23 protein-coding genes and 2 pseudogenes are annotated in these 23,346 nt (G+C 31.2%); 23 read left to right on the plus strand and 2 right to left on the minus strand.

The window, feature by feature from the left end:
• Nucleotides 1-18 precede the first annotated feature (18 nt).
• The 23 genes and pseudogenes from BN2087_RS05190 to BN2087_RS09440 all read left to right on the plus strand — a co-directional run bounded on the left by BN2087_RS05190 (nucleotide 19) and on the right by BN2087_RS09440 (nucleotide 21,402).
• A complete protein-coding gene (locus tag BN2087_RS05190; RefSeq protein ID WP_049690790.1) occupies nucleotides 19-1,383 on the plus strand; it encodes an MATE family efflux transporter in 1,365 nt (454 codons plus the stop codon).
• A 609-nt stretch (nucleotides 1,384-1,992) separates the two neighbouring features.
• On the plus strand, nucleotides 1,993-2,202 hold the full coding sequence (locus tag BN2087_RS05195) for an SHOCT domain-containing protein (RefSeq protein WP_049690791.1): 210 nt from the start codon (nucleotides 1,993-1,995) through the stop codon (nucleotides 2,200-2,202).
• Between the two features lie 59 nt (nucleotides 2,203-2,261).
• Nucleotides 2,262-3,824: a recombinase family protein gene (locus tag BN2087_RS05200; protein WP_049690792.1), complete on the plus strand. Its 1,563-nt coding sequence runs from the start codon at nucleotides 2,262-2,264 to the stop codon at nucleotides 3,822-3,824.
• Nucleotides 3,817-4,233, plus strand: a complete 417-nt coding sequence (locus BN2087_RS05205) for a recombinase family protein (protein ID WP_044565597.1) — start codon at nucleotides 3,817-3,819, stop codon at nucleotides 4,231-4,233. The genes BN2087_RS05200 and BN2087_RS05205 overlap by 8 nt, the downstream gene beginning before the upstream one ends.
• Nucleotides 4,226-5,788, plus strand: coding sequence for a recombinase family protein (locus BN2087_RS05210; RefSeq protein WP_049690793.1), 1,563 nt, complete (start codon nucleotides 4,226-4,228; stop codon nucleotides 5,786-5,788). The genes BN2087_RS05205 and BN2087_RS05210 overlap by 8 nt, the downstream gene beginning before the upstream one ends.
• A gap of 71 nt (nucleotides 5,789-5,859) precedes the next feature.
• Nucleotides 5,860-6,498 (plus strand): TetR/AcrR family transcriptional regulator, encoded by a 639-nt coding sequence (locus BN2087_RS05215; protein WP_004835143.1) that lies wholly within the window; start codon nucleotides 5,860-5,862, stop codon nucleotides 6,496-6,498.
• 122 nt (nucleotides 6,499-6,620) lie between these two features.
• Nucleotides 6,621-7,217 carry an MptD family putative ECF transporter S component gene (locus BN2087_RS05220; RefSeq protein ID WP_019125108.1) on the plus strand — a complete coding sequence of 199 codons (597 nt, stop codon included), beginning with the start codon at nucleotides 6,621-6,623 and terminating at the stop codon, nucleotides 7,215-7,217.
• Nucleotides 7,150-7,920 (plus strand): energy-coupling factor transporter transmembrane component T family protein, encoded by a 771-nt coding sequence (locus BN2087_RS05225; RefSeq protein WP_425339113.1) that lies wholly within the window; start codon nucleotides 7,150-7,152, stop codon nucleotides 7,918-7,920. Before BN2087_RS05220 ends, BN2087_RS05225 begins: the two co-directional genes overlap by 68 nt.
• Nucleotides 7,905-9,374: an ABC transporter ATP-binding protein gene (locus tag BN2087_RS05230; protein WP_002834845.1), complete on the plus strand. Its 1,470-nt coding sequence runs from the start codon at nucleotides 7,905-7,907 to the stop codon at nucleotides 9,372-9,374. The genes BN2087_RS05225 and BN2087_RS05230 overlap by 16 nt, the downstream gene beginning before the upstream one ends.
• A complete protein-coding gene (locus tag BN2087_RS05235; RefSeq protein ID WP_004835097.1) occupies nucleotides 9,364-11,154 on the plus strand; it encodes an ABC transporter ATP-binding protein in 1,791 nt (596 codons plus the stop codon). The genes BN2087_RS05230 and BN2087_RS05235 overlap by 11 nt, the downstream gene beginning before the upstream one ends.
• A complete protein-coding gene (locus tag BN2087_RS05240; protein WP_002834843.1) occupies nucleotides 11,147-12,892 on the plus strand; it encodes an ABC transporter ATP-binding protein in 1,746 nt (581 codons plus the stop codon). The genes BN2087_RS05235 and BN2087_RS05240 overlap by 8 nt, the downstream gene beginning before the upstream one ends.
• Before the next feature lie 26 nt (nucleotides 12,893-12,918).
• The gene (locus BN2087_RS05245) at nucleotides 12,919-14,271 is read left to right on the plus strand and encodes an MATE family efflux transporter (RefSeq protein ID WP_034439151.1); all 1,353 of its coding nucleotides are present in this window, start codon (nucleotides 12,919-12,921) and stop codon (nucleotides 14,269-14,271) included.
• A gap of 311 nt (nucleotides 14,272-14,582) precedes the next feature.
• Nucleotides 14,583-14,998, plus strand: a pseudogene (locus tag BN2087_RS05250) (sigma-70 family RNA polymerase sigma factor).
• Nucleotides 14,999-15,134: 136 nt separating this feature from the next.
• Nucleotides 15,135-15,335, plus strand: a complete 201-nt coding sequence (locus tag BN2087_RS05255; protein ID WP_049690794.1) for a hypothetical protein — start codon at nucleotides 15,135-15,137, stop codon at nucleotides 15,333-15,335.
• Between the two features lie 350 nt (nucleotides 15,336-15,685).
• Nucleotides 15,686-16,273, plus strand: a complete 588-nt coding sequence (locus tag BN2087_RS05260; protein ID WP_049690795.1) for a type IV toxin-antitoxin system AbiEi family antitoxin domain-containing protein — start codon at nucleotides 15,686-15,688, stop codon at nucleotides 16,271-16,273.
• Nucleotides 16,270-17,112: a nucleotidyl transferase AbiEii/AbiGii toxin family protein gene (locus BN2087_RS05265; RefSeq protein WP_049690796.1), complete on the plus strand. Its 843-nt coding sequence runs from the start codon at nucleotides 16,270-16,272 to the stop codon at nucleotides 17,110-17,112. The genes BN2087_RS05260 and BN2087_RS05265 overlap by 4 nt, the downstream gene beginning before the upstream one ends.
• A gap of 172 nt (nucleotides 17,113-17,284) precedes the next feature.
• Nucleotides 17,285-18,466 carry an FRG domain-containing protein gene (locus BN2087_RS09430; RefSeq protein WP_245190841.1) on the plus strand — a complete coding sequence of 394 codons (1,182 nt, stop codon included), beginning with the start codon at nucleotides 17,285-17,287 and terminating at the stop codon, nucleotides 18,464-18,466.
• An 85-nt stretch (nucleotides 18,467-18,551) separates the two neighbouring features.
• Nucleotides 18,552-18,892: pseudogene (locus BN2087_RS09095) on the plus strand (hypothetical protein); the annotation flags it as partial.
• Between the two features lie 146 nt (nucleotides 18,893-19,038).
• A complete protein-coding gene (locus tag BN2087_RS05280) occupies nucleotides 19,039-19,257 on the plus strand; it encodes a helix-turn-helix domain-containing protein (RefSeq protein ID WP_035111382.1) in 219 nt (72 codons plus the stop codon).
• A 67-nt stretch (nucleotides 19,258-19,324) separates the two neighbouring features.
• On the plus strand, nucleotides 19,325-19,780 hold the full coding sequence (locus tag BN2087_RS05285; RefSeq protein WP_035111384.1) for a hypothetical protein: 456 nt from the start codon (nucleotides 19,325-19,327) through the stop codon (nucleotides 19,778-19,780).
• On the plus strand, nucleotides 19,770-20,573 hold the full coding sequence (locus tag BN2087_RS05290; protein ID WP_035111386.1) for a hypothetical protein: 804 nt from the start codon (nucleotides 19,770-19,772) through the stop codon (nucleotides 20,571-20,573). The genes BN2087_RS05285 and BN2087_RS05290 overlap by 11 nt, the downstream gene beginning before the upstream one ends.
• A gap of 8 nt (nucleotides 20,574-20,581) precedes the next feature.
• The gene (locus BN2087_RS09435; protein ID WP_230582864.1) at nucleotides 20,582-20,740 is read left to right on the plus strand and encodes a hypothetical protein; all 159 of its coding nucleotides are present in this window, start codon (nucleotides 20,582-20,584) and stop codon (nucleotides 20,738-20,740) included.
• A gap of 404 nt (nucleotides 20,741-21,144) precedes the next feature.
• A complete protein-coding gene (locus BN2087_RS09440) occupies nucleotides 21,145-21,402 on the plus strand; it encodes an abortive infection family protein (RefSeq protein WP_245190842.1) in 258 nt (85 codons plus the stop codon).
• A gap of 18 nt (nucleotides 21,403-21,420) precedes the next feature.
• On the opposite strand, the gene BN2087_RS05300 is transcribed toward BN2087_RS09440, so the two are convergent.
• The gene (locus BN2087_RS05300) at nucleotides 21,421-22,752 is read right to left on the minus strand and encodes a relaxase/mobilization nuclease domain-containing protein (RefSeq protein WP_049690798.1); all 1,332 of its coding nucleotides are present in this window, start codon (nucleotides 22,750-22,752) and stop codon (nucleotides 21,421-21,423) included.
• A 1-nt stretch (nucleotide 22,753) separates the two neighbouring features.
• Complete coding sequence (locus BN2087_RS05305) at nucleotides 22,754-23,110, minus strand: plasmid mobilization protein (RefSeq protein ID WP_049690799.1); 357 nt, start codon at nucleotides 23,108-23,110, stop codon at nucleotides 22,754-22,756.
• Nucleotides 23,111-23,346: the final 236 nt, after the last annotated feature.

Consider the following 23,346-nt stretch of genomic DNA (forward strand, 5'->3'; position numbering starts at 1 on the left):
AAAAAGGAGGATGATTTTATGAAACAAGATATGAAAGAACAATTATTAACAAAAAGACCCATAGATTTACTTTTTCAATTATCTGTCCCTGCTGTAATAGGAATGATAGTAATAGGTCTTTATCCACTAATGGATGGAATTTTTGCAGGAAATATTATAGGACAAACTGCAATGACAGCTTGTGGTGTAGCTATGCCACTTACCTTTTTTAATAGTGGAGTATCTACACTCATAGGTGTAGGTTCAGCATCGGTTTTATCAAGAGCTATAGGAAAGGGCGACCAAAAAACAGTTGATAAAATTATGGGGAATTTAATCTTTTGGGTTATTCTATTCTCATCAATTATTACAATAGGCGGAATTTTACTTGCACCACATTTTTTAGATATGGTTGGAGCAAGTGGAGAAATTAAAGAATATGGTATCAGATATTTACGAGTAATTTTCATTGGTTCTTTCTTTGTAAACTTTACTCAATCAGCAAACATGGTTATGCGTGGAGAAGGATTAATGAAAAAAGCAATGCTCATTATGGGGCTAGGGGCTTTTTTAAACATAATTCTTGATCCCATACTAATGAAATTAATGGGGAAATACGCAATAGAAGGGGCTGCACTTGCAACTATTACAGCACAATTTGTTCAAGCAATAATAACACTCCATTACTTCAAATATAAAAGTAAAGCAGTAAAAATAAATAAAATCAAACCTGATCAGGAAATAAAAAAAGAAATGTTTGGCGTAGGGTCATCTGCTATGATGATGCAAATTTTATTTATGATTCAACAAACAATGCTATATAAAATGTCATTTAAATATGGCGGAGATACAAATGCTATCTTGATGGCAGCAACACTTAGAATATATGCCTTTTCATTCATTCCACTTTGGGGAATGAGTCAAGGATTGCAGCCTGTTGTCGGAACAAACTTCGGAGCAAAGCAATATGACAGAGTAAGGCAAGCAATGAAGGTATTTTCTATCGGAGGATTAGTTCTTGCATCAATATTTTGGATACCAGCATTAGCATTTTCAAAGAATATACTTTCCTTATTTGGAGTAGAAGAAAGTATTATAACTCAAGGGATAGGGAACTTTAGATTATTTTATTCTATCTTTATCCTATATGGAGTAATGGTAATGACTATAACATTCTTCCAATCAATAGGAAACGCAAAAAAAGCCGGCATAATAGTAATGCTAAGACAGTTATTTTTATTCGTACCTGCCATGATTATTTTACCAATGATATTTGGAGTTAAAGCAGTATGGTTTGCAGAACCCCTTGTAGATTTAATTATGATAATAGCTGGTGTAGTAATGATGTTTGGGGAATTAAATAGGATGGATAAAATTAGTTTGAAAAATTCAAGTAATGAATAATAAGTAGGTTTATTTAAAAGAATGGAGGGAAATATGCAAATAAAGATAATTAAAGTAAATTTACCTTTTTTCTTTGGTTTATTCTGTTTATAAGCTATATAACTCAGTTAAAAAATTAAATATAATTCTTATCAGAAAGAGTTTCTTTCATTTTAGAGGACTAGCCATGCCCAAGAGCAGGAGTCCTCTTTTTTTGTTCCTTGAACTTACAAGCATACATGAAGACTGAAAAACAGAAAACCTTATAGTAAAAGAATACTCATCTGATATTGGTAGATAAAAATCAATATTTTACATACCTTTTAACACTTTTAAAAAGGGATGTGCAAAATCACAAAAATTCATTCTAAAAATAAAGCATTAAATTGTATCCAAATAGAGAAAGTTTGAGACCCTCCTTAAAGAACAGAATCATTACATAAAAATCAAATATTATATTTGACCTATTGGTATTCGTACAGGAATACTGATGGGTCTTTTTTAATCTAAATTTTTTAATTATTTAATTTTTACTCAAAACCACTCCCTGTGTCCTAAGGAATATAGAGGAAAGAAAATTAGGGTTAAAAATAGCCTTAATTTCTTTGCCTGTGATATAGGGGGTGGAGTATGAGAGTAGAAAAGTTTGAAGGCAGAAAAGAAATTTTAAAAACTGAATATACAGAAAGGGATTTAAAGGCAGAGCTTAACTTTTATCTATCGGATAAATTCATCCAAGACCTATTTTTGTTAGATGAAATTAGCCTTGAAGAATATAGAAAAATCAGGAGAGAAAACATTAAAAAATTCAAACCTATTCTTTCAGAATTATTGCTATAAGACTTGATAAATACTCACTTGTACGGGAATATAGCACTAAGAGAAAGAGAGGTGAGACGATGAAAAAGATAACCAAAATAGAAGCAAATCAAAAAGAGGAATCGATATTAAGAGTCGCTGCCTATGCAAGAGTATCGACAGATGAGGATGCTCAGCTAGTAAGTCTTAAAACGCAAAAATCACACTACGAAAAGATGATATCTGAGAACAAGTCATATACATTTACAGGTTTATACTATGACGAAGGCATTACTGGAACCAAGAAAGAATGTAGAGACGGTCTTCTAAAAATGCTAAAAGATTGTGAAGATGGAAAAATAGACTTCATCCTAACTAAATCAATCTCAAGACTTGCAAGAAACACAACAGACTGTTTGGAAATTGTAAGAAGACTTCTTGATTTAAACATTGGTATCTATTTTGAAAAAGAAAATATTGATACCAGAACCATGGAAAGTGAGTTGATGCTATCCATACTTTCATCCCTGGCAGAAAGTGAATCCAGGTCTATATCAGAAAATAACAAGTGGTCCATAAAGAAAAGATTTCAAAATGGAACGTTCATTATATCAAGCCCACCCTATGGCTATGAGAATATAGACGGAAAGATGGTAGTGAATGAAGAAGAAGGCAAGATTATAAAAGAAATATTTAAACAGTATCTTTCAGGTAAGGGAACGCATAAAATTGCAGAAGATTTAAATAAGAGAAAGATTAAAGGACAAAAAGGTGCAAGCTGGCATGGGTCGACTATAAATGGAATCTTAAAAAATGAAAAATATATAGGCGATGTCATCTACCAAAAAACTTATACAGATGAAAATTATAATAGACATAAAAATAATGGAGAAGAAGACCAATATAAGATTATTGATAACCATGAAGCCATTGTAAGTAGAGAGGATTTTGAAAAAGTACAAGACCTAATAAAGATAAGGGCTATAGCAAAAGGAAACGGAAAAGACACTAAAAGATATCAAAATAGATATAGCCTATCGGGGAAAATCAAGTGTGGTGAGTGTGGTTCAAGCTTTAAAAGAAGGCATCACTATAATGGCAAAGATAAATATATAGCTTGGACCTGTAGTGAGCACCTAAAAGATATCAATAAGTGTTCTATGAAGTTTATAAAAGACAAGGGCATAAAACTGGAATTTGTAACTTTAGTTAACAAGCTAATCTTTGGAAAAGATAGAATTCTAATGCCACTCTTAGAAACACTAAAGAGAGTGGACAGCAATGAAGAAGTCGAGAAGATAAATAAAATCGAAGAAAGCTTAGAAAAAATAAAGGAAAGAAAAGAAGTTCTAAACAAACTAATAAGATCAGGCGTTTTAGATGCAAGTATTTACGCAAAAGAAAGCAGTGAAATTTCAAGTGAAGAAAGAAATCTACTCATGGAAAAGGAAAGAAGCAAAAAAGCCATCCTTGGAAATGATGAAGAAATAAGAGAGCTTGAAAAACTAATAGGAATCTTAGATAAAAGTAAAATGATAGATCACTTTGAAGATGACTTGCTTGAAGAAATCATTGACCACATTCAGGTTGTTAATAGAGAGACTCTTGATTTTCATTTAAAGTGTGGACTTGTATTAAGAGAGGAAGTGAGAAAAGATGTCTAGACTATGTTATGGCTATACCATAAGAGACGGAAGTTTAGAAGTTGAAGAAAAAGAAGCAGAGAATATAAGAAAAATCTTTAAAAACTATCTTGCTGGCAATGCACTTATAAAGTCGGCAGACCTTGCAGGCTTGAAGAAAAACAGCTCCAGTGTCAAAAGAATATTAACCAATGAAAAATATTTCGGCAATGACATCTATCCCAAGATAATGGATAGAGAAAGCTTTGAAAAGGCAGGTCGAATGCTAAAAGAAAGGGCAGAGGCAATGGGACGAGTTTGGGAAAAGGAAGAAGAGATTATTAAAGTTCCTTGTAAGTTTAGATATAAAGAAGAAGGAGTTTTACCACTAGAACCCTTTGAACGAGCAAGCCACCAGTACAATTTAATCGAGGTGATAGATGATGAATAACAAGGTCATAGTCATACCAGCGAAAAAGAAAAAAGGAAATTCCATCAAGGAATCAGAAAAGAAGAAACTGAGAGTGGCAGCCTATGCGAGGGTATCAACAGATAGTGATGAGCAAGCAACTTCTTATGACACGCAAGTAGACCATTACACAAATTATATAAAGAGAAATCCAGATTGGGAATTTGCGGGAGTTTTTTCTGATGAAGGAATCAGTGGAACTTACACAAAGAAAAGAGCTGGCTTTAACAAAATGATTGAAGAAGCCATGGAAGGAAATATCGACTATATCATTACAAAGTCCATATCGAGGTTTGCCAGAAATACACTAGACTGCTTAAAGTATATTCGTAAACTAAAAGAAAACAACATCCCAGTCTATTTTGAAAAAGAAAACATCAACACCATGGATGCCAAGGGAGAAGTTCTCCTTACCATTATGGCATCTCTTGCTCAACAGGAAAGTCAGTCTTTATCACAAAATGTAAAGTTAGGCTTTCAATATAGATTTCAACAAGGGCAAGTCCAAGTAAACCATAATAGGTTCTTAGGCTATACAAAAGACGAAGACGGAAAACTTGTCATCGTTCCTGAAGAGGCAAAAATTATAAAAAGGATCTACAGAGAATATTTAGAAGGAGCAAGCCTAAGAGATATAAAAGAAGGGCTTGAAAAAGATAAGATAGTAAATGGAGCAGGAAATAAGAAATGGCATGTGTCAAACCTCAATCAAATATTAACTAATGAGAAATATATGGGGGATGCTCTCTTACAAAAGACTTATACAGTGGATTTTCTAAATAAGAAAAGAGTAAAAAATGATGGAATAGCACCTCAATATTATGTAGAAAATAACCACGAAGCCATTATACCTAAAGAAATCTTCATGCGAGTTGGAGAAGAAATGTACAGACGAGCTAATATGGTAAGTGGCAAAGGGAAAAGAAGAATTTATTCCAGCAAATACGCTCTTTCAAGTATTGTCTATTGCTCTAAATGCGGAGATATTTACAGAAGAATAGCATGGAACAACAGAGGAAAGAAATATACTGTTTGGAGATGCTGCACAAGAGTAACCCATGGACCAGAAGCATGTGAAGCAAGAACCATAAGAGAAGAAGACCTACAAGAAGCAGTTGTAGAAGCAATCAATCAGCTTATATCTGAAAGCAGTCAATTAAAAGAAATAATAAAAGAGAATATAGAACAAGTAATAACATGGAATGTAAGTAGCAGAATTGAAGAAATAGACAAAGAAATGCTAAAAGTTCAAGAAGAACTTTTAAAAGTCGCAAATGCCAAGAAAGATTATACAGACCTTGCAGACAAGGTGGAAGAGTTAAGAAATGAAAAAGAAAAGATACTTCTAAATATAGCGGAAGAGAAGAATGAACAAAACAGACTAAAGGAATTAGAAGAGTTTTTAGATAATCAGGAATTGGAAATAGAAAGCTACGATGAAGACTTGGTAAGGAAACTTGTAGATAAGGTAGTTGTATATGATGAGGAACTAAAGATAGTGCTCAAGTCAGGAGTTGAAGTCAATGTATGTGTATAAATATCTTGACTTTCAAATATAACATGTGCTACAATATAACTAAGTTATATTTGAAGAAAGGAGGGCAAATCGTGGCAAACGGAGATTATGAAGTAACTCATAATAGGATTCTTAATAGCGGTAAGAAAATTTTCAAAGAACAAGGATTTGAAAAGGCAAATTTAAGAGCTATTTGCAAAGAAGCAGGTGTTACTACTGGGGCGTTTTATGGTCATTTTGAGGATAAGGAAGCACTTTTTTCTGAGTTAGTTGAGCCGATTGTAAGCCAAATACGAAAATACTATGCTATGTATGAGGATGAGAGTTTTGAGACATATAAAAAGGAAGTTCCACTTGGGAAAGAAACCATTTATAAAATTTTAGACTCTAAAGCACATGGTGCTGTTAAGATGGTCTTGTATTTTTTTGAAAATAAAGATGCATTTGAGTTATTAGTGTTTGGTTCTTATGGAACAAAATACAGTAATTTTTTAGATGAACTCGTGGAAATAGAAGATAAAAATCACATCAAAATATTAAGCATGATTTATGGTGAAGATGGTGTCGGTAGTGTAATAACCGATATGGGAATTCACTTAATTAACCATGCATATTATTATGCTTTATCTGAAGTTGCTGTTCATTCTAAAAGCAGAGAAGAAGTAGAATTAAATGCCAAACTAATTTCAAAATTCTTTAATGAAGGATGGGGCAAAATACGAGGTTTGTAAAATGGAAAAATTTTTGCATCAAATATAACTTAGTTATATTAAAGATTTAATTTTATATAAATTGGCAACATGCTGTTTTATAAGCAGATAAAAAATATTATATGTATTCAAGGAGGAGAAAAATGAATTTAAAAAGTATTGTAAAAATAGCAGTATTTTCTGTTATTGGTTTTGTATTAACAATGGGATTGGGACTTTTGACAGGATCGTTTGGAATGATTCCGAGTTTGTATTTATCATCGGCACTTCCAACAATAATTGCCGCGCCAGTTTTTGTAATAATGTGTAAACAAGTCGCACAAAGAGGAACAGCATTCTTATATTTCTTATTACTCGGCGTGTTCTATGCTCTTATGGGAATGTGGCCTGTAATAGTAGTTTGTGCAATTGCAGGAATATTAGCAGAGCTTGTGATTGGTAAAAAGGAAAATTACTCAGACAAAACTATGAAAGTAGGTCTTGGTTTTGGTGCTGGTATGTTTATATATTCGCTTCATGCGATGTATTTCACATTCGTATTTGGAGTAGAAGGTCTTACAAAACAATTCCCTAAGATGTTTACAACAGACTATGCAACATTTCTTTATAATTTTTACACCCCTAAAAACATTGCAATTTGCGTAGTGATCGCAATCGTTGCATCAATTATTGGTGCTAATTTTGGAACATATATTTACAACAAATTCTTTAGCAACAGGAAGAAAAAAAGTGTTTTGTAAAGGTGAAAAAAACTATATAGAAGGGTACCAACTATTAGATAAAATCAACCCACTTACTATAGTTGGGTTGATTTTACTATTTTCAGTTATTCTAACTGTTGGAGAGCAATCACAATATTTATTTTCCCTTATTTTTGTCTTAGGACTACTATTCTTATTTTCTATAAGAAAGGCATTTAGAACGATATGTTCATTGCTTATAGTATGGGGGCTTATTTATTTGCTGAAACCCCACTTAGGAAATGTTTTGGTTGGTTCTATATATACAATGCTACTTATAGTGTTGAAATTTGCTCCACTTTTCATTTTGGGAAAAGTGCTGTCTTCATATAGTTCTTCGCATCTAATTGCTGCATTTAGAAAAATTGGTATTGATGGTGGAATAGGTATAGGAATCACACTGTTTTTTCGTTTTATTCCGGAAATTTCTATTAGGATGAAGGAAATAAACAATGGCATGAAAATTAGAGGATTTAAAGCAAGTATTTTCAAACCAATTAAAACATTTGAATTATATTTTGTTCCTCTTATGTATAAGTGCATAGATATAAGCGATACCTTAACTTGTTCAATCATATCAAAAGGCATTGAATATGATGGTAAAAAAACAAGTTTTCATGATGTAAAATTTACTTTTATCGATATTGTAATGTTAATGATTGGAATAATTTTGGTTTTGGTGAGTGTATGGAAAATATGTTAGAAGCAAATATACGCAAATTTTCATACGGAGAGGACTTAGTACTAAAAGACTTAAAACTGTCTGTAAAAAAAGGAGAGATAGTTGTATTAACAGGTCTTTCAGGATGTGGGAAAACAACATTTTTAAGACTTCTAAATGGACTCATTCCATATTTTTACGAAGGAAATTTAGAAGGTAATGTTGAGCTTTTGGGAAAAGAAATTTCTTCGTATCAGAAAGGTGAACTTGCAAAATATATAGGAAATGTATTTCAAAATCCCAAGGATCAGTTCTTTTGCGATGTGGTTGAAGATGAAGTTGCTTTGGTAGGAGAAAATCTTGGGTTAGATGGGAACTTATTAAAAGAAAAGGTAGATAAAGCATTAAATTTACTGGAGATAGGTCATATAAGAAAAAAATCTATCTTTGAATTGTCTGGTGGAGAAAGACAAAAGGTGGCGATAGCAGGAACACTTATTTATGATACAGACATTATCTTTTTCGATGAACCTTCAAGTAGCCTTGATTATGACAGTATAAGGAAATTTGAAAACATACTTGTTAAGTTAAAAGCGATTGGCAAGACAATTGTAATAGCTGAACATAGATTGTATTACCTTAAAAATATTTTTGATCGTCTTGTCTATATGAAAGATGGAACGGTAGAAAATATTTTTAAAAAAGGTGAACTCGATAACCGGAAGTGTAAAGAACTGGAATTAAGAACATTAAATGAAAAAGAACTTGTGTCGGAAAAAGAGCCATTAAAAACCAGAAGCTATATAAAAGTCGACAATGCAAATATTCACCAAGGAAAAAGAACTTTGATAAAAGATTTGACTTTTGACATTAAAGAAAAAGAAATCATGGGAATTATTGGTTCTAATGGAATTGGGAAAACAACATTAGCAAATTCTTTGTGTGGGCTTTCAGAAAAAAGATTAGATGTGAATTATGGAAAGAACAAGAAGGAACGATTGAAAAATTCTTATTTAGTTTTGCAAGATGTTGATGCTCAGATTTTTTTAGACACTGTGGAAAATGAGCTGATATTTTGTAAAGAAAAGAATACGGAAAGTGATTTAGAAGAAATACGAGATTACTTAAAGAAAACAAAGTTGTGGCATAAGAAAGTAAGCCACCCACAAAAATTGTCTGGTGGTCAAAAACAAAGACTTGCGATTATTACTTCGTTTTTATCCAATCGAAAATTGATAGTTTTAGATGAACCGACCTCTGGACTTGATTATAGAAGTATGAGTATTATATCTGATTTAATTACAGAAAAATCAGAGGAAGTTCCATTTATCATTATTACGCATGACTTGGAACTACTATTCAAAACTTGCCATTCTGTTTTAATGATTGGCAGTGAAAATTATAAAAAAATATCTGTAAAAGGAAATGAACAAGTGATTATGGATTTTATGGATAATAAAAAATCTTTGATTAAGGAGGAGAATGATGTTAAATAAGGTTTTTGAGTATGCTGGTTCGCATAAGAAAACAATACATTTAGCGAGTTTTATTATGCTATTAAGTGTCATTATGGGAGTTGTGCCATTTCTATTTGCTTATCAGATTATAAATCCCTTGATTTTAGGACAAAATTTGGAGTTCACAAGGTTAGTTATTTTGCTTGCCGGTATTTTGATATGTTTGGTTTTGCAAGCATTATTAGGTGGTTTGGCTCTTAATATGTCTCATAAGGCAGCATATAACACATTATTTGGACTTAGAACATCTCTACAAAAAAAGATGGAGAATCTTCCCTTAGGAGCTATTGAAGAAAAGGGAACAGGTGCTATTAAAAAGATGTATGTAGATGATATTGGTAGTTTGGAAGTTCTTTTGGCACACTCATTGCCTGAAGGAATTGCCAATTTAATTGTGCCTGTAATGGTATATATTGCAATGTTTTTCGTTGACTGGAGACTGGCACTTATGTCTTTGGCATCCATTCCACTAAGCATTGTCGCTATGATGATTATGTATTCCGCAGGAATGAAAAAAATGGGACCATATTATATGGCGAGTGAAAAAATGAATAATACCATTATTGAATATGTGAATGGTATGGAAGTAGTAAAAGTGTTTAACAAGCAAACGGAATCATATCAAAGATTTTCTAAAGATGTTGGAGATTATAGAGATTATGCACTCGCTTGGTATAAGACTGCATGGCCATGGATGGCATTGTATAGTGCCTTGCTCCCATGCACGATTATATTAACATTGCCGCTTGGCGGTTACTTTGCTTACATGGGCTATGTTAGTCTTTCTGATTTGATATTGGTATTATGCCTATCTTTGAGTATTGGCTTACCACTCTTAAAGGCTTTGGGATTTTTACCAACAATGCCACAGCTTAATTATAAAATATCTGCATTGGAAGATGCTTTAAATATAGAACCATTAAAACAAGGTGAAAACAGGTTTAAAGGTATAGATCATACTATTTCCTATGACAATGTTACATTTGGTTATCAACTAAGCAAGATGGGAGAGAATGGACAACCTGAAACATACATTAAAAATGTGATTCATAATGTGAGCTTTACAGCAAAAGTTGGAGAAAAGACAGCCATTGTTGGAGAATCAGGCTCAGGTAAAAGCACTTTAGCGAAACTCTTAATTCATTACTATGATGTTTTAGAGGGAAGCATTAGCATTGGAGGACAAAATTTACAGGATATGAGTCTTAAGGCACTGAATAAAGAGATTTCTTATGTATCTCAAGACCAATATTTATTTAATACTTCACTCTTAGAAAATATTCGTATCGGAAATTTGTCAGCTACCGATGAAGAAGTGATAGAAGCTGCAAAGAAAGCTCAGTGTATGGAATTTTTAGATAAGCTCCCAAATGGTATTTACTCTTTGGCTGGCGAGGCAGGAAAGATGTTATCAGGTGGAGAGAGACAAAGAATATCCCTTGCAAGAGCTATCTTAAAAAATGCACCGATTGTTGTACTTGATGAGGCAACAGCCTATGCAGATCCTGAAAATGAAGAAAAGATGGAAGCTGCGATTGCTGAACTTGTAAAAGGTAAAACATTGATTGTAATTGCTCATAAACTTCCGGCAATTGTAGATGCAGACCAAATATTGGTAATGAATCATGGTCGTTTAGTTGCAAATGGAAAACATAAGGACTTGTTAGAATCATCAGCAGAGTATCGTAAATTATGGAATGCGACAATATTTAGTAAGGAATGGAAAATTGATAGAAAGGCAGGTGAAATGAATGTTTAAGCTAATATCAAGAATTTTAAACTTGTCAGGAAAGTATAAAAATAGAATTAAAGGGGCATTTGTTTTTGCCTTCGTTGAATCCATATTAAGTAAAATGCCTATATTTATTGCATTTACCGTTTTGATAGGATTTTATGAAAAAACGAATACCTCCAAAACTTTTCTATATGTAGGAATAGGACTTGTTTTAGTGGTTTTATTACAAGCGGTGGTTCATTTCTTAAGCGATAAATTGCAAAGTGCAGCCGGCTTTCTGATTTTTGCAGACAAAAGGATGGAGCTTGGAAATCACCTTAGAAAACTTCCTATGGGATATTTCACATCAGGAAATTTAGGAAAAATCAATTCTGTTTTAAGTTCAGATATGGCATTCATTGAGGAAGTATCCATGAGTACCATAGCTAATATGATGAGTTATGTGCTTTCAACCGTTGTGCTTACTATATTCATGTTTGTTTTGGATTATAGAATAGGTCTTGTGTCTGTGTGTGTAACTCTAATAGCAACATTACTTGCAAGCAGAATGAATAAAATGTCTTTATCTGAAGCTGTTATCAGGCAAGAGCAAGGAGAGAAGCTAACAGATGCAGTTTTGTCATTTGCAGAAGGAATTAGTGTAATCAAAAGCTATAACCTTTTAGGAGACAATTCAAAGGCTCTTACAGACAGCTTTGCTTCATCAAGAGACACTTCTATAAAGTTTGAAAAGAAGATGACACCTTGGACAAGCGGATTGAACATCATTTATGGTATCGGAATTACATTTATTTTGGCACTTGCTTTGTATCTTCATTTACAAGGAATGTTGAAACTTCCTTATGTGTTAGGACTGATACTATTTGTATTTGACTTATTTAGTCCATTAAAAACTCTTTATGGAGAAGCAAGTAGGCTAACAGTTATGAATGCTGCTTTAGATCGTATTGAAGAATTATTAAACGAGACAGAACTACAGGATACAGGTAAAAAACATATCTTAAAGGCTAGGTTTGGTGAGCCGGAAATTAGTTTTAATCATGTGAAATTTTCTTATGGAGAAAAAGAGGTTTTGCATGATATGAATTTTGAAATGAAAAAGAATACAATGACAGCTTTAGTTGGACCATCTGGTGGAGGAAAATCTACAGTAGCCAACCTTTTAGCGAGATTTTGGGATGTAGACTCCGGTGAAATTTTGATTAGAGGAGTGAATATAAAGGATGTTTCACTATCTGAATTGATGTCGGAAATTAGTATGGTTTTCCAAAGAGTGTATTTATTTCAAGATACGATTTTTAATAATATTGCCATGGGGAAAGAAAATGCGACGAAAGAAGAAGTTATAGAAGCCGCAAAAAAAGCAAGATGCTATGACTTCATTATGGCACTTCCTGATGGATTTGACACAATGATTGGAGAAGGAGGAGCAACTCTATCCGGTGGTGAAAAGCAAAGAATTTCTATTGCTCGCTGCATATTAAAAGATGCTCCTATTGTAATTCTTGACGAGGCAACAGCAAGTGTTGATGTGGACAATGAAAGCTATATACAGGAAGCAATCAGTGAATTGGTAAAGAATAAAACATTATTAGTTATCGCCCATAGATTAAATACTATTAGAGATGCCGATAGTATTATTGTAATCAAGGAAGGGAATATTGCAGAACAAGGAACCCATAATGAGCTAATTGCTTTAAATGGGATTTATAAAAATATGGTAGAGCTCCAAGAAAAAAATAAAGGACTAAAAATTATATAAAAATTGGTCTAAGAGAGGAGAAGGCAATGAAACAAGATATGAAAGAACAATTATTAACAAAAAGACCGATAGATTTACTCTTTCAGTTATCTATTCCGGCAGTTATCGGAATGATTGTTATCGGTCTGTATCCGTTAATGGACGGAATATTTGCAGGGAAAATTATAGGACAGACAGCAATGACTGCCTGTGGTGTCGCAATGCCACTTACCTTTTTCAACAGCGGTGTTTCAACTTTACTTGGTGTAGGTTCTGCATCTGTACTTTCAAGAGCAATCGGTAAAGGGGATCAAAAAACTGTAGATAAAATTATGGGTAACCTAATCTATTGGGTGATTTTCTTCTCTGTAATTATTACAGTTGGAGGAATACTTCTTGCTCCGCATTTTTTAGATATGGTCGGTGCAACGGGTGAAATCAAAGCCTATGGTATTAGATACCTTAGAGTAATTTTTATAGGTTCTCTATTTGTAAACTTCACACAGTCCGCAAACATGGTTATGCGTGGCGAAGGACTGATGAAAAAAGCTATGACGATTATGGGACTTGGAGCATTACTGAATATCATTCTTGATCCGATTTTAATGACAGTTATGGGTGAATATGCGATTGAAGGTGCTGCCCTTGCAACCATCACAGCACAATTTGTTCAGGCAGTGGCAACACTACATTATTTCTTGAAAAAGAGTAAAGTTGTTAAAATCCATAAGATAAAGTCTGATGCGGAAATTAAAAAAGAAATGTTTTCTGTCGGTTCATCCGCTATGATGATGCAGCTTTTGTTTATGATTCAACAGACTATGCTCTATAAAATGGCATTTAAGTATGGCGGAGATACCAATGGAATTTTGATGGCGGCATCACTTCGTGTATATGCCTTTTCATTTATTCCTCTTTGGGGAATGAGTCAAGGCTTACAACCTGTTGTTGGAACAAACTTTGGAGCAAAGCAGTATGACAGAGTAAGACAGGCTATGAAGGTCTTTTCTATTGGCGGTTTAGTTCTTGCAGCAATCTTTTGGATTCCGTCTTTATTGCTTTCAAGTCAAATACTATCTTTATTCGGTGTAGAAGCAAACATCATTGCACAGGGTGTTGGAAACTTTAGATTGTTCTATTCCGTATTTATTTTGTATGGAGTAATGGTTATGACTGTTACTTTCTTCCAATCAATCGGAAACGGAAAGAAAGCTGGGATAATCGTAATGCTTAGACAACTGTTTTTGTTTGTTCCTGCCATGATTTTATTGCCAATGATATTTGGAGTAAAAGCTGTTTGGTTTACACAGCCACTTGTTGATTTCATTATGATTGTTGTTGGCGTTTTCATGATGATTGGGGAACTGAATAAAATGGGGAAAGAAAAAGTTCAAGCGTAAAATTTCTTATTAGGTGTTTAGAATTTGAAACATTAGAAGGACTTAATTTATGGAAAATAGTTAGCTATAAAATGGAGGGATAGAAATGGAAAAGTCTATATATTTATTTGAAAGAATAAACCACAATAAAAATAGTCCTTTTTCCTATAAGCTTTATAGCTGTTTGTCTTTCCATATGCTCGTCTAAACAATTAAATATAATTAAAGGAAGAACAAGTTTCTTTCGTTTTAGAGGACTTCTTATGCCAAGGTGCAGGAGTCCTCCTTTTTTTGTTTTAAAGCGCATACAAAAAGAAATGGAGGAAGCATATATGCCAAAAAAATATTACCTTTATATCAACGGACAAAAGGTCAAAGTCAATGAAGATATTTATAAAGTCTACTGGCGAGAAAGAGAACACGAAAAGTATTTGGAGCAGGTGGAAAGAAAAAACCACTTGCTCTTTTTTCATCATTGGATCATGACGGACATTTTGTAGATAATATTGTTGATGAAAGTGTTGATGTAGAAAAGATTGTTGAAACACAGATGATGATTGAAGCAGTCAGAAATACAATTTCAAGACTCAATGCAGAAGAAAGGGGCATCATTGAGCGTTTGTACTTTCAGGATGAAATTCTTTCGAGTATTACAAGAATAAAGAAAGTGAGTTATCAAGCTATACAATGGCGTAAGAATAATATATTGAAAAAACTGAAGTTGTTATTAGAAGATTTTTTAAGATAATCGACTTGTAGATAAGGGCAGATTTTCCATTATAAAGTAAAGGTGATATAGGGCTATTTTTCTTTGCTTATTAATAGTATATTATGTAATGAGAGAAGGAATTTATATCATAGATATATTCCCACATACGAGGCTTTTGAAAAATCTCAAATTTTATCCATACAGACCACTCAAGCCATGTGGAGACTATAGCGTTGATACAAAAGATGTAAATATAGAAATCCTGCATTTTAAGCAGTTTTATAAGCATTTTGTCTTCGATAAAGATGAAGAAGGATATGTAAAAAAGACTCAAAAAAACTATATGGACGTAAGAGTAGTTTTGCAACTGGTATGAGGAAACACAAAAAATATAATTAACTCATTTTGTACTTTCTACAAGAGTGGCTTAAAAGGCTGCTCTTTTTTTCTAAAAAGTTGGTACATATAAATTTTAAATATTACGAATAATACAAAATCTAATTTCCGAAAAGCAGAAGTCCAGACTTCCGAAAATCGGAATTCAAGAACTCCGAATATCGGAGAGTAACTATAATAATATTAGTAATATTGAGTTAAGAAAGAATAATTTTAGAAAGGGAGTAAGGATTCGTTATATCCTTTTCAAAATATAAAACAATCACAACCAAACTTTACATATTCGCTTTTATAACATATAATAAAAGCGTAAACGAGAGGAGGCGGACTATGAATACACTTAAAGAATATATACAAGAAAATTTAGTAATAACCAACAAAGAAGCAGAAGAACTTGGATATAGTAGGCATAATCTATCAGAATTAACAAAAATCGGACAATTAGAAAGATTAAGACCAGGACTATATCAACTAAAAGGAAAAGTAATAGATGATTTTGTCCTAATATCATCTAATAGTAATCGAATTATATTTTCCCATCAAACAGCCCTATACCTCCACGACCTATCCGATAGGACTCCAAATGTATTTCATATATCTGTACCCCAAGGCTACAATGCAAGTCATATCAAGAAAAGATATGAAGATTTACAAGTTCACTATGTAAAAAAAGACTTATACGAACTAGGAAAGACAGAAATAAAATCACCACAAGGCAACCTTATTCCAGTTTACGATATAGATCGAACAATTTGTGACATCATAATCGACAGAGAAGAAATAGATAAACAAATTTTCACAGAAGCCATAAAAAGATACTTTAAATCACAAAATAAAAATCTAAGACGACTCATAAAATACAGTAGACTATTTAAAATAGAAGATGAAATTAGAAAATACATGGAGGTATTATCATGATTAATATCGAGAGTATAAAGGGCAAGATAAGAAGTCTGGCAGAGAAGAAAAATCTGAAATCCCAAGAAGTTCTACAAATTTATTTTTTCGAAAGATTTTTAGAAAGGCTCTCTAAATCAAAGTACAAAAATAATTTTGTAATAAAAGGAGGATTCCTAATATCATCTCTAATTGGTATTGAAAATAGAACAACTATGGACATGGACACAACCATAAAAGGCATAGCCCTAAAAGAAGAAAAAATAAAAGAAATCGTAGAAGAAATTATAAATATCAATGTAGATGATGGAATAAGATTTGAAATAAAAGACATCTCTTATATTAGAGAAGAGGACGAGTACGAGAACTTTAGAATTTCATTAATAGCAAATGTTGGAAAGACCAAAAACCCGATGAAACTAGACCTAACAACAGGAGATGCAATAACGCCAAGAGAAATAGAATACACCTATCCTTGTATCTTTAGCAAAGAAAATATAAAAATAATGGCATACCCATTAGAAACAATTTTAGCTGAAAAATATGAAACCATAATCAGAAGAAATATTGCAACAACACGAATGAGAGACTTTTACGACCTATACACCCTCTACAAACTAAAAAAAGATGATATAGACTATAAAGTTTTAAAAGAAGCAATAGAGAGAACCTCAAAGAAAAGAGAAAGTCAGGAGATAATGCAAGACTATGAGGAAATAATCGAGGATATAAAAGAAGATCCATACCAAAGATCCTTGTGGGAAGTATATCTCAGTGAAAATAAGTATATTGGAGATTTGAGCTTTGATAAGGTTGCTGGTGTAGTTACAATTTTATCAAATAGGATTAATGAGATGTAATTTAACAGACACTGTCTGGCAAATCATAGATAAGAAAATATTAAGTAAAAGAGAAGTGGAATTAATCTAATTCTTTTTTACATTTTGATCAGAGTATTTAAAACTAAAAAATTGTATGTCAATTGTTCAGCCTAAGTAGATAATAAAAAAGTGTAAACAATAAGGAGGTAGTATGGAAGTATTAAGAGCTCGCAGTTTATATGACTATATTAAAATTCTTAAAGAAAAAAATTTATTGGATGCATATTTTAGGGGAGAATCTAGGAAATATAAAAATATTGCAGCATCGTGTTATAGGGATAATTTTAATGACTCAGATAAATCTATAATTGATGAGATGATAGATGAATATTTCTATGAGGTTAGTGCACAATTAAGTGATATTGAAAAGTCAAATTTTATATCTTATTCACAACACCATGGATTGCCTACAAATTTAATAGATATTACAAGTTCAGCTTTAGTAGCTTTATACTTTTCATGTTGTGATAACTTTGAATACACAGGATATATTCATATATTTAAGAAAAGTAATTTTATAAAATTTAGTGATGAAATTTCGGGAAGAAAAATACAATACTTTTATAATGATTTAATCGAAAAAAATGAAATAAGAGTTTTGTTTTATAATAAATTATTAGAATTCTATAAGTATAATAGAGAAGGATTCATAATTTCATTATCTAATAATTTAAATATGATCAAAGTTTTATTAAAAAAAAGTAAACACAATGTATATACGTCTGAAATAGTAAAATCTGTAGATTGGTATGATAAGGGGATTAAAGAGGGATACATTATGGATAGACCAAATGAATTAAACCAAAGGCTACTTCAAGTATTTCTTAATGATAAAAATGAAGAGATGAATATGTGGAGGGATATTTTTTTTCAATTATCAAAATTAACAAATTATTCATTTGAACTTAAAGTACAGAAATTAGAAGATTATGTAATAATATATCTAACAACTTTTATATATTTGTTAATTCAAAAGTATAGTAATAATATTTATGAAGTACCTGATTTTCCAATGATATTATATTATCCTAATATTAATTTTGATAGAATGACATTACAATCTGGTAGATTTATTTATCAAAATATTTTATATTCACCACTTAATATTTTGAATAGACAAGAAAAGAGAGACTATATACAGAAAATAGTTCCTGATATTTCCATAGAAATTGAAAATAAAATAGAAATTGTAAAAGATTTAGATTTATTGGGGATAAATAGAAAAAAATTATTTAACGATCCTGATAACATAGCAAAATATGTGTATAAAAAGAGTGAAGTAAGAAAATCAAAATTTGAATTACTAGAAGATTTTTATATAGAAGAGGTATAAGAAATTATCCTTTTATATAAATTCTACATTAAACAAAGAAGATATTTAAAATTGAATCAATGTTGGAGTCAAATACGATACTATAGAAAACTTTAAAGTAAGTAATTTTCAATTATTTATAAAGATGACGATGGAAATAAAGCTTATACCAATTGTTCAGCCTATGGAGATAAGACAAAAGATTTAGAGAATCTTAAACAAGGCGATTTTGTTAAAATCTCCGGACAAGTAAAAACAAGTATTGATAACAACGAGAAAGAACATAAAAATGTTCGTATTTTGTCTTCTAAGCTATTAAAAGCAAAAGAACAAGTAAAGAGTCAAGATAAGGATAAAAAGTCCATATTAGGGCAAATAAAGAGCTTTAAGACAGATGACAAAGCTAGGTCAAATAAGAAAGACCACAGCAAAAGTTCAGAAAGATAAATAACGGCGGTCTTCGGACTGCCTTTATTTTTTTTGCTCGTTTTAACGCAGTGAATCATATAATTGAAAGGAATCTGTGTTATATGCTATAATTAGGTAGTTAATCTATACATTTAGAAAGGTAAAATATAGAATTGGAGAATTATATGGGATTTTCATATAATAAATTATGGAAGTTATTAATAGATAAAAATATGAAAAAAACAGACTTACAATGTGCAATAGCAACAACTCCCAAGACAATTGCCAAGATGGGAAGAGACGAAAATGTAAGTTTGGAAACATTAGGAAAGATTTGTGAGTATTTTCAATGTGATATTGGAGATATTATTGAATATAGAAGAGATGACAGAGATATATCTTAATATAAATCTTGAAGATGCTTTAGATAATAGTAAGTTGTTAAAATTTAATTAGTAGAGGTATTTAAAGATGAAAGATTTTGAAACGCTAAAAATAAGTATTCCAGCAGATTCTGATGGTTATGTTTTATTAAAGTGCCCATCTTGTGGAGAGAAATTTATGCTTATTGTAGAAGATATAGAAGATGACACAAATTTAGATGTTTGGTGTCCTAACTGTGGTTTAAAACACCAAGACTATTTAGATGATGAAACAATAAATCTAGCGGAGAGGATGATAGATAATAAAGTTGCTGATATATTAAATGAGTTTTCAGTGACAATGAAAAAAAGTTTTAAAAACTCAGATATTAAAATAAAAACCGGGAAAATTAAAAAGCAGCCAGAGATACCTATAGGACGAAAAACTGGAGATTTTGAAGAAAAATATTATGATTGTTGCAAGAAAAAAGCAAAAATTAGTAGCGTAAAGAAACTTGAGGGCGGATACTGTCCTTTTTGTGGGGAGCTTGTAGATGGAGATTAATAAGAAAGAATTAAGAAAACTTAGTAGGAAATTTAGAAGCTTAGGTTCTGATGTCATTAATGCGGATTATAGGGAACAAATCGATCTTCTAAAAGAATTTATAGATTATGTAGATAAGACATCTTTGATAAGAAATTATATTGAAAGCTTCAAATATGATATAGACGATCTAGAGGAAAATATAAATAATGTTTACTCATCTTATGGGAGACAATGTTTAGACTTGGGAAGCAATGGTGGAAAAAGATTGTATCTTTTATATTCTACTTTTAAATACATTTTAGAAAATAATTTAAACACCATTAACTTTGGGTGGTTTTACGCTAATAGCAACAAGTATCAAGATATGGCACAAAGTTTTGGGAATAGAATGGTTTACCCATTTATTTCAGGAATTGAAGAATATATTAAAGATATAGCTACTGATATGGGTTACGATGACAATAATAAATATGAAATTAACATAAATAGTTCTGGTGTTCAAGTAAATTTAGCTAGTAATAATTCATCTATAGATGCAATACAAAATAATTATTTAAATATAAATGAGATTAATGAGGAAATATCAAAGTTGGAAAGCCTATTGGAAAATATAAACGACGAAGATAAACGAAGTATTCTAATGGGTCATATGGAGTTGATAAAAGGAGAAGTAGTCAAATCAAATCCTAATAAAAATCTCTTAAAAACAAGTTTTAATTCTTTGAAATTTATAATCGGATCTATAGCAACACTTCCAGATTTTATTGAAGGTATAAACAAATTAGGTGCATTATTAGGAATTCTAAAGTAGGTTTAACTATGCTTAGTTATATAGAAAAAGGATATCTTGATGAATTATTTAATAGAGATGGATATGTTCTAGATTTTTCTACGAATGGTTTTGATGAGTTCACATTTCAAAGTATAGGGATAAGGTTATGCGAGAAATATTGTCTGTCAAAAGGAAAGTTCACTTAGAGAATTTACCAACACAGAAGATCCTTATAAAATTGCTAAATTATATAATGATCTTTTAGAATATTATTCTGTATATTTTAGTGATGAATTAGAAAAAGATAAAAAAAATAATAGAGGAACTTCCTTTAAATCTCTATACAACAAGTGTAAAGATATTATTATTCGAGAGTTATCAAATAGCTCAAATTTTATTTCAGAAGCAGAAGTTTTGAAAATTAAATTCTCATCTGAGTATATTAATTCTCAAATTGATTTAATGCTAGAAATGGTGGATAGGAATCCCACAGAGGCAATTGGAAAATCAAAGGAATTACTTGAAAGTTGTTGTAAGGAAATTTGTAATAATTTAGGAGAGAATAAAAAATATAACTAAAATTAACACAATTAGTTAAAGAAACCTTTAGGTGTTTAAAATTCCAAATGAAAGCATGATAATTGATGAAACTGAAGACAAAATAGTAAGGCAAATTATAGAAAGTTTAAATGGACTTGCTTCAGGAATTAACGATCTTAGGAATCATTATGGAAGTGGACATGGAAGAGAAAGGAATTTTAAAGATTTGAGTAAAAAGCATGCAGAACTTTCTGTGGGTGCTAGCATAACATTGACTAGATATCTTTGTGATTCTTTTAGAGAAATCGAAAATAATAAAAAGATATAAGAACAAGAAGTGAAGATGTTACCTCTCCACTTCCTTTCCATAATAATTTTCATAGTTTTTCCTATACTGAACAAGGTCGTAAAATTGTTCTTTATTCAAAGAATACTCTTGCATAAGCGTGTTCTTTTTTTCTTGTAATTCATCAAGTTTGGTTAGTATTTCTTTTGTGTTTGGTAGTTTTTTATAGTTAACTAAAATTTCTTTAGCTGCTATTTTATAGACAGAAAGTTCACTATAATATTCTTCTGCAAATTGTTTATCTTCAGGATTTTTCTTGTGGTATTTATATATTTCACGATACTTATTTATAGTATTTATATTTTCCATATCTTGGGATAAACTCTTCATCTCAGTTTCAATTTTCTTTATTTTATCTAACAAGTCTTGTCTATCATCAGCAGATTTTTTGATTAGATCATCGAGCTGAATGATCGAATTTATTCCTTGTTCTCTTAATTTAATTATTGAATCAGCCATTGTTTTGATATTATGTTTTCTTGCCCATACTTCGTAACCTTTAGAGGATTGTGCTTTTTTATTAGTAGATATATCAATGACGTTTCCTACACGTTTTTTAATAGTATTAGCTTTGTTTTTAATAGCTAAATCTATTCTTTCTTTGATTTTTTCTTCAGTATAATCTTCTCCAATAGTCTTTGCTCTTGTAAATCTTTGCTTATCTTTATGACGGAAAGCAATGTGCTTACCAAACTTAATTTCATAATCAAGAGATTTCATATTTTCTAAAAACTCTTCCCAAGATTTAGACTTATTAATCATTCTATCTATATCAAATTGCAGTTTAGACTTCCAGGAATTTCCTTTCTTGTTTTGGTCATACTCGTACCAAGATTTACCAGCAGTTTTATATTTTCTCTTGTAAGCTTCATAATATTCATCAATGACTGAAAGCTTATTTTCTTTACATAACTCATCACTTTGATATCTGATTTTATGGTAAGTTTTTTTGTTGGATTGGTAGCATTTACCAGTCTTGTAATTAACATTATTAAAAATAATATGGTTATGGATATGCCCTCTATCTATATGAGTTGCAAGAACAAATTCATAATCTTCTTTTAAAATTTTCTTACATAATTCCATTCCAATTTCGTGAGCTTTTATAGGATCAACCTCTCCTGGTAGAAAAGATTGAATTAAATGTCTAGCTAAGACTGTTCCTTTAGTATCATTATCTTCTCGAGTTTTCAAAAATTGAATATGGGCAGTAGATGGATGACATTTAAATGAAGATACCAAGATTTTTTCATCAGTTTTTTCACTCTTAGTTATATAATCTATTGCCAAATTTAGAGTTGATTTTATAGGATGTATTTTTGTAATTGCCATACTAATTACCAGAACTTTCTTTTGACTTATTAAGAAGTAGGGAATGGATCTGCCATATTTCTCTTGATAATTTTTCTATCTGTTTATTCATTGAGTCGATTTCATTTTTGTAAATAATACCAGTTGTATTAGTTGCTTTTGCAATCTGATTTATATTATTTGTTGCATTTGAAAGTAGCCATTGTAGGTTTCTGAATGGTTCTAAATCCACTACATAAATTTCTTTTTCTAATACACATTTTCTAAGAAAGTGGGACATAGTTTTGCAATTAGCAAGTTTCATTTTCTTTTCAAAAACTTCCTTTTCTTCTTTGGTTAGTTTTATTTCTATTCTTTCATTTCTAAATCTATTTGCCATTTTATTCTCCTTTATAAAATAAATTTCGGGGTCTTAGGGTTCTCCCTAACAAGGTAAAAATTAAAAAAATGGAGCATGCCGTAAAGGTCTGCTCCATTAATTTTTTCGTAAGTGTCCGTACACTTACTGTGCTTGCTATTAAAGTTATAAGCGTTAAGCGTTTATTAGGTTTTATTAATTATACCGCATTTAAAAAAATTAATAAAGAAGTATAAGCGAAGCTATTGACAATGATT

Source organism: Anaerococcus jeddahensis (genome assembly GCF_001182725.1).
GTDB lineage: Bacteria > Bacillota > Clostridia > Tissierellales > Peptoniphilaceae > Anaerococcus > Anaerococcus jeddahensis.

Excerpts from the sequence above, each read along its gene's own strand:
- BN2087_RS05190 (WP_049690790.1), top strand. The coding sequence starts at position 19 with ATGAAACAAGATATGAAAGAACAATTATTAACAAAAAGACCCATAGAT.
- BN2087_RS05195 (WP_049690791.1), top strand. The coding sequence starts at position 1,993 with ATGAGAGTAGAAAAGTTTGAAGGCAGAAAAGAAATTTTAAAAACTGAA.
- BN2087_RS05200 (WP_049690792.1), top strand. The coding sequence starts at position 2,262 with ATGAAAAAGATAACCAAAATAGAAGCAAATCAAAAAGAGGAATCGATA.
- BN2087_RS05205 (WP_044565597.1), top strand. The coding sequence starts at position 3,817 with ATGTCTAGACTATGTTATGGCTATACCATAAGAGACGGAAGTTTAGAA.
- BN2087_RS05210 (WP_049690793.1), top strand. The coding sequence starts at position 4,226 with ATGAATAACAAGGTCATAGTCATACCAGCGAAAAAGAAAAAAGGAAAT.
- BN2087_RS05220 (WP_019125108.1), top strand. The coding sequence starts at position 6,621 with ATGAATTTAAAAAGTATTGTAAAAATAGCAGTATTTTCTGTTATTGGT.
- BN2087_RS05230 (WP_002834845.1), top strand. The coding sequence starts at position 7,905 with ATGGAAAATATGTTAGAAGCAAATATACGCAAATTTTCATACGGAGAG.
- BN2087_RS05235 (WP_004835097.1), top strand. The coding sequence starts at position 9,364 with ATGTTAAATAAGGTTTTTGAGTATGCTGGTTCGCATAAGAAAACAATA.
- BN2087_RS05240 (WP_002834843.1), top strand. The coding sequence starts at position 11,147 with ATGTTTAAGCTAATATCAAGAATTTTAAACTTGTCAGGAAAGTATAAA.
- BN2087_RS05245 (WP_034439151.1), top strand. The coding sequence starts at position 12,919 with ATGAAACAAGATATGAAAGAACAATTATTAACAAAAAGACCGATAGAT.
- BN2087_RS05260 (WP_049690795.1), top strand. The coding sequence starts at position 15,686 with ATGAATACACTTAAAGAATATATACAAGAAAATTTAGTAATAACCAAC.
- BN2087_RS05265 (WP_049690796.1), top strand. The coding sequence starts at position 16,270 with ATGATTAATATCGAGAGTATAAAGGGCAAGATAAGAAGTCTGGCAGAG.
- BN2087_RS09430 (WP_245190841.1), top strand. The coding sequence starts at position 17,285 with ATGGAAGTATTAAGAGCTCGCAGTTTATATGACTATATTAAAATTCTT.
- BN2087_RS05280 (WP_035111382.1), top strand. The coding sequence starts at position 19,039 with ATGGGATTTTCATATAATAAATTATGGAAGTTATTAATAGATAAAAAT.
- BN2087_RS05285 (WP_035111384.1), top strand. The coding sequence starts at position 19,325 with ATGAAAGATTTTGAAACGCTAAAAATAAGTATTCCAGCAGATTCTGAT.
- BN2087_RS05290 (WP_035111386.1), top strand. The coding sequence starts at position 19,770 with ATGGAGATTAATAAGAAAGAATTAAGAAAACTTAGTAGGAAATTTAGA.
- BN2087_RS09435 (WP_230582864.1), top strand. The coding sequence starts at position 20,582 with ATGCTTAGTTATATAGAAAAAGGATATCTTGATGAATTATTTAATAGA.
- BN2087_RS05300 (WP_049690798.1), bottom strand. The coding sequence starts at position 22,752 with ATGGCAATTACAAAAATACATCCTATAAAATCAACTCTAAATTTGGCA.
- BN2087_RS05305 (WP_049690799.1), bottom strand. The coding sequence starts at position 23,110 with ATGGCAAATAGATTTAGAAATGAAAGAATAGAAATAAAACTAACCAAA.